This window comes from Catellatospora sp. KI3 (assembly GCF_029948125.1).
Lineage (GTDB): Bacteria > Actinomycetota > Actinomycetes > Mycobacteriales > Micromonosporaceae > Catellatospora.
In genome coordinates this window covers 1-4,798 of the sequence record NZ_JASAMB010000055.1, presented here as the reverse complement: position 1 = coordinate 4,798, position 4,798 = coordinate 1, and the positions used below count along the sequence as shown (strand labels likewise).

The window sequence follows — 4,798 nt, the reverse complement described above, 5'->3', positions numbered from 1 at the left end:
ACCGGAGGAGGTCACCGTCCAGCTGAACGACGCCGTGCCGGTGGCGTTGGTGGTGTCCTTTGCCGTCACGGTGACCGTGGTGGTCTGCGCGGTGGTGGGCGTACCGGTGATCTTGCCGGTGCTCGCGTTGATGGCCAGCCCGGCGGGCAGGCCGGTGGCGCTGTAGGTCAGGGTCTGGCCGCTGCCGGAGGAGCTGGCGCTGATCTGCAGGTTCACGGCGGTGCCGACGACCGAGGACTGGTTGCCCGGGTTGGTCACGGTGACCGTGTTGCCGGTGCCCGGCGGCTTGGGCAGCAGGCAGCCGGACACGGTCAGGTCGATGGCGCGCGAGGCGTTGAGGCAGGTGGTGAACCAGTACGTCTGCTGGCCGTAGCTCTGGCCCTGGTAGACGTGGGTGGTGCCGTTGGCGTCCACCTCGCACGGGTTGTTCAGCGTGCACGACTGGCCGTCGTCGTTGCCGGTGTTGTTGATGCCGACGACGTTGTTGGTGGCCAGGTCGACGATCGGCGAGCCGGAGGTGCCGTGGGTGGTCTGGCAGCCGGAGTTGTACTTGATCGAGTCGTGCCAGGTCCACACGCCCTCGCGCAGGGTCGGCACGAATGCGCTGATGGTGCAGTTCCAGATCTGCTTCCAGTAGCTGGACGGGATGAACATGCTGCTGCCGCTCGCCGGACGGGAGGCGGAGATGGTCAGCGCGGTCACGCCGTAGCTGCTCTGGATCGAGGCGAACGTGGTGTTGAGGCGGTAGAGGGCGACGTCGGTGTCCGTCATCGTCGCGTAGATCAGCTGGTCGGCGCGTACGGTGCCGAGGCTGCCGCCGGAGGCGTTGAGCAGGGTGCCTGACCGGGTGCTGCTGCGGTTCTGCAGGACGTCTCCGGCACCGGGCATGCCGCCCTCGTAGCAGTGGCCGTTGGTGAGCATCATCGCCCGGTCGGTGCTGACCGAGCTGGGGAAGCGCACGAGCGAGGCCGAGCAGTTGTTCAGCGCGATCGTCGCGTTGAGGCTGGCCGCCTGGAGGGTGACGGCGGTCGCGGGGGCGGCGGGGACCGCGATGGCGGCCGCGCCGAGCACGAGTGCGCCCACGGTGGTGGCGATTCGTTGGAACATGGGGGCTCCCAGGGGGTGTGAGAAATCGCCGCCAGTCTATGGGCAGCCTCACCCTCCAGTGAAGACCATGGATCGATTCAGCGCGGCGGTCAGCCCTCGGCGCCGTCCAGCAGGGCGCGGACCTGGACGGCGAGCGCGACCGACGCCTCGATCTCGACCTTGCGGATCGACACGCTCTCCACGTTGAACCCGTACGGCATCTCCAGCCGCCGGCAGAACGCGCTCAGCTCCCGCGCCGCGGCCAGGCAGTGGTCGTAGGACTCCGCCAGCGGGTCGGCGGCGTGGGTCAGGGCGTTCTCCAGCCAGCGTGGGATGCCGACGCCCAGCCACTTGAGGAAGGCCAGGGTCTTCAGCGAGCCGCACACCGACAGGGTGAACAGGATCGGGCGCGGCTGCACCCCCTGCTCGCGGCAGGTGTGGAAGTAGTCCGAGACCAGGCTCTTGGTCGCGTCGACGTCGTAGACGACCTGCGAGATGAAGAAGGCGCAGCCGCGGGCCTGCTTGGCCGCCAGGCGCAGGTGCTCGTCGCCGCTGCGCACGTACCGCTCGGTGATGGCGACCCCGCCGAGCAGCAGCTCCGGCCGCACCTCGCGGTGCAGGACCTGGGCCTGCGGCAGGCTCGTGCGGACCGTCTTCTGGCTCGACGACGCGCCCACGAACACGCTCAGCACGCGCGCCGGGTCCGCCCGGTCCAGCCAGGAGCGCAGGTCGGCCTCGGGGTACTTGCCGACGCAGCGGTAGACCACGACCGGCCGGTCCCAGCCGGTCAGGTACTCGTCCCGGAACCGGCCGGGGTCCATCGTCGGCAGGTACGGGAACGGGCGCTGGTCGGGGTTGCGGTCGCTCTCGTCGTCGATGTCGTAGAGCACCAGCCCGTCGACGTCGAGCGGGGCGAGCCGGGCCATCGTCACGGCGGCGATCTGGCGCACCTCGTCGGGGGTGGCGCTGCGGCGCGGCGGCGTGATGCCGAACAGCAGGGCCCCGCTGCGCGCGCCGGTCAGCAGCTCCCGCAGCGGCGGCCGCGCGGCCCGGGGGTCGGCGGCGTCCGGCGAGGTCACGGTCTGCTCCAGCATGAGCCGACCCTACCCAGGCCCGCCCGCGGGTGCCCGCGCGCGCGATCGCCGTCTCACATAGTCGACCGCCGCGCGCCGGTCAGCGTGGCGTGGTCTGCGCGGCACGCAGGTCGTCGAGCAGCTCGACCTGGACGGCCAGCACCTCGGTCAGGATGCGGCGGGCGACGGCAAGCAGCTCGGCGACGTGCGGGCTGACCAGCGAGTAGTAGACGGTGGAGCCTTCCTTGCGGGTGACCACGAGGTTCATCTTGCGCAGCACGGCCAGCTGCTGGGACAGGTGCGCGGCCTCCAGGCCGACCTCGGGCAGCATCTCGCCGACGGAGTGCTCGCGCAGCGACAGCAGTTCGAGCACCCGGATGCGGGCCGGGTGGGCCAGTGCCTTGAAGAACTCCGCCTTGGCCTGATACAGCGGTTTGCGCACCGGTCCACCCCCTTCGTGGTCCCCCACCGTACCGGCGTGCTCGCGGCCGCCGGGCCGCCGGGGGCGCGGGTCAGCGGATCACGCGGCCGGGGCTGGACAGGGTGAACAGCCGCCGGGCCAGGGCGTGCAGCAGTGCCAGGCTGGTGTCCCGGTCGCCGCGGCGGTGCATGACGTGCGCGTGGGTGGCGATGCCGAGCAGGCGCAGGCCGTCCAGGCCCCAGCCGGTGGCGTACGCGTCCAGGTGGGCGTGCAGCGCCGCGAACTCGGCGGCCGCCTCGCCGGGCCGGTCCGCGCGTCGCACCGCGGGCACCAGCGCGTCGACCACCAGGAGGTATCCGTGCCAGGCCGTCCGGCGGCGAGGTTCCATGGGCCGTACGCCCCTTCCGCTGTCGGCCGCGCCCGGTCGCGCCCGCTCGGAGGCTGCCCGCCGAGCCCGCAGCGACGCATTACTACTTGCTAAGATACGCAACTATTCAAGCCGCCGGGGCACCGGGTGTGCATCAGCGCCTCCCGAATGGCAAGATTCGTCCCATGTGGACAGAGGGTGCTGAGGCCGACCCGATCGAACTGGCGCACCGGCAGGTCGCGGCGGCCGCGGCGATGCTCGCCCAGCACCGTCCGGCCGGTGGCGGCCTGTGCAGCTGCACCCGCCAGCTACCCTGCTCGGTGGCGCTGGCCTGCGTACGCGTCAGCGAGCGGCACAGCCGCCTGCTCGGCCTGACCCACCCCACCATCGTGCTGCCGGTGGTCCGCGCGCAGCCCTCCGGCGGAGACGAGGTGCCCGCCCAGGGTTGACCGGCAGGACGGCAAGGGTTCACAAAAAATTCAAGGGTTCCGATGCCTTGTGCCGCCCGGACGGTTCTGCTTGGCTACGGCGAGCCGTCCACATCGGCATGGACACAAGGAGCCCTTCATGAGACTGAAAACGGTTACGGCAGGACCTGCCCTAGCTGTTCTCGTCGCCGCGGTGATCACGCTGAGCGCCCAGCCCTCAGCCGCCGCCCGACCCGCCGGACCGGGCGGTGCGACCGCGCCGACCCTCGTCAGCGCCCTGGCCGCACCGACCATCGACGTCAACAACGTCAAGGCCCACCTGCAGCAGCTGCAGACCATCGCGACCAACAACGGCGGCAACCGGGCCACCGGCACCGCGGGCTACACCGCCTCGATGACCTACGTGCAGCAGAAGCTGCAGGCCGCCGGCTACACCGTCACCCTGCAGACCTGCACCACCTGCAGCGGCTCGGCGAAGAACGTCATCGCCGACTGGCCGGGCGGTGACACCAACAACACCTACATGTTCGGCGGGCACCTCGACGGCGTCTCGGCGGGGCCCGGCATCAACGACGACGGCTCCGGCTCGTCGGCGCTGCTGGAGGTGGCGCTGCAGCTGGCCGCGGCCAACCCGACCATGGCCAAGCACGTGCGGTTCGGCTGGTGGACCGGCGAGGAGCAGGGCCTGGTCGGCTCGAAGTTCTACGTCAACTCGCTGACCTCGGCCCAGCGGTCCGCGATCAAGGCGTACGGCACCTTCGACATGATCGCCTCCACCAACGGCGGCTACTTCGTCACCGGCACCGACGCCGTCGCGGTGAAGCTGCGCGAGTACTTCACCTCGATCAGCGTGCCCACCGAGACGTCCACGGAGTGCTGCAGCGACGACGGCTCGTTCCGCGACGCCGGCATCCCGGCCTCGATCAACTCGACCGGCGCGGGCCGCACCAAGACCAGCGCGCAGGTCACCAAGTGGGGCGGCACCGCGGGCGCGGCCTACGACCCCTGCTACCACAAGGCCTGCGACAGCTACCCGTCCAACGTCAACACGACGTCGCTGGGCCGCTACGCCAACGCCATCTCGTACGCCGTGTGGAACCTGACCACGGGCACCGCCACCAACGACTTCTCGGTGTCGCTGAGCCCCACCTCCGGCGCGGTCAACCCCGGCTCGTCGACCACGGCCACCGTCAGCACCGCGACGACCTCCGGCAGCGCGCAGACGGTGAGCCTCAGCGCGTCGGGCGCCCCGTCCGGCGTGTCGGTGAGCTTCAGCCCGACCTCGGTGACCTCGGGCGGCTCGTCGACGATGACCGTGTCGACCACCGCCAGCGCGGCGCCCGGCACGTACTCGATCACGGTCACCGGCACCGGCTCGGTGGCCCACTCGGCGACGTACACGCTGACCGTCAACGGCACCGGC

The 4,798-nt window shown here is 71.0% G+C and carries 6 protein-coding genes; 2 read left to right on the top strand and 4 right to left on the bottom strand.

The genetic code is table 11. The features are described from left to right. From QEZ54_RS36135 to QEZ54_RS36120, 4 genes are all read right to left on the bottom strand, one after another. A partial coding sequence (locus tag QEZ54_RS36135) for a serine protease (RefSeq protein ID WP_281309296.1) occupies positions 1-1,107 on the bottom strand: 1,107 nt, incomplete at its 3' end. A gap of 89 nt (positions 1,108-1,196) precedes the next feature. Continuing rightward, positions 1,197-2,180 carry a 5,10-methylenetetrahydrofolate reductase gene (locus QEZ54_RS36130; protein WP_281309295.1) on the bottom strand — a complete coding sequence of 328 codons (984 nt, stop codon included), beginning with the start codon at positions 2,178-2,180 and terminating at the stop codon, positions 1,197-1,199. A 79-nt stretch (positions 2,181-2,259) separates the two neighbouring features. Next, entirely contained in the window at positions 2,260-2,601 is a 342-nt protein-coding gene (locus QEZ54_RS36125) for a metalloregulator ArsR/SmtB family transcription factor (RefSeq protein ID WP_281309294.1), read from the bottom strand. Positions 2,602-2,671: 70 nt separating this feature from the next. Beyond that, positions 2,672-2,968, bottom strand: coding sequence for a hypothetical protein (locus tag QEZ54_RS36120; protein ID WP_281309293.1), 297 nt, complete (start codon positions 2,966-2,968; stop codon positions 2,672-2,674). 164 nt (positions 2,969-3,132) lie between these two features. On the opposite strand from QEZ54_RS36120, the gene QEZ54_RS36115 reads away from it, so the two are divergent. Beyond that, positions 3,133-3,396 carry a hypothetical protein gene (locus QEZ54_RS36115; protein WP_281309292.1) on the top strand — a complete coding sequence of 88 codons (264 nt, stop codon included), beginning with the start codon at positions 3,133-3,135 and terminating at the stop codon, positions 3,394-3,396. A 118-nt stretch (positions 3,397-3,514) separates the two neighbouring features. Further along, a partial coding sequence (locus QEZ54_RS36110) for a M28 family peptidase (RefSeq protein WP_281309291.1) occupies positions 3,515-4,798 on the top strand: 1,284 nt, incomplete at its 3' end.